Genomic DNA, 628 nt, shown 5'->3' with positions numbered 1-628 from the left:
GGAGCAATTTCTATGACACCAGAAGCTAAAATGCGTTCTATTTTTTCAGCGGGCATCATATCATAAAGAGCATCATAAAGTGGTCGTAAATATGGGTCGACTTTTTCTTTGAGATCACCGGGAAGAAAACCAAGATGTTCTCCAGCTTCAACAGCCGGACGTGAGAGAATAATTCGCTCAATGATACCACGTTCTAGAAGCATTGCAGCATGAGCAACAGCAAGATACGTTTTGCCTGTTCCTGCTGGTTCTACACCGAAAACAAGTTCATTATGGCCCATTGCTCGTATATAGGCATCTTGTGTTGGAGTTCGGGCATGGATTGTTTTCTTATAAGTACTTAATCGTGCAGGAATACGTTTTTTTACAGGTTTGGTTGTTGTTGGGGCTTTTGGCTGTTCCTGTAGAAAATTTGCCATGGCAATAGCTCCTTCTGTATCTGATAAAGTGAGCTCTTGATGTGTTTTGGCGCGTTCATAAAGTTGCTGTAATACATATTGCGCGCGTTTTATAGCAGCAAGATTTCCCTGAATTAAAACTTCATTACCGCGTGGATGAATGCTAAGTCCGAATTTTTGTTCGATATAAGTAAGATTTTCGTCGAATTTACCGAACACCGTTTTTGCAT

At 40.8% G+C, this 628-nt stretch carries 1 protein-coding gene; it reads right to left on the bottom strand.

Features of this window, described 5'->3' with window-relative positions:
• A partial coding sequence (locus J7R05_RS07510; RefSeq protein ID WP_208541797.1) for a PhoH family protein occupies positions 1 to 628 on the bottom strand: 628 nt, incomplete at both ends.

The organism is Bartonella capreoli (assembly GCF_902813205.1).
Classification (GTDB): Bacteria; Pseudomonadota; Alphaproteobacteria; order Rhizobiales; family Rhizobiaceae; genus Bartonella; species Bartonella schoenbuchensis.
This window is presented reverse-complemented; position numbering and strand designations above follow the sequence as displayed.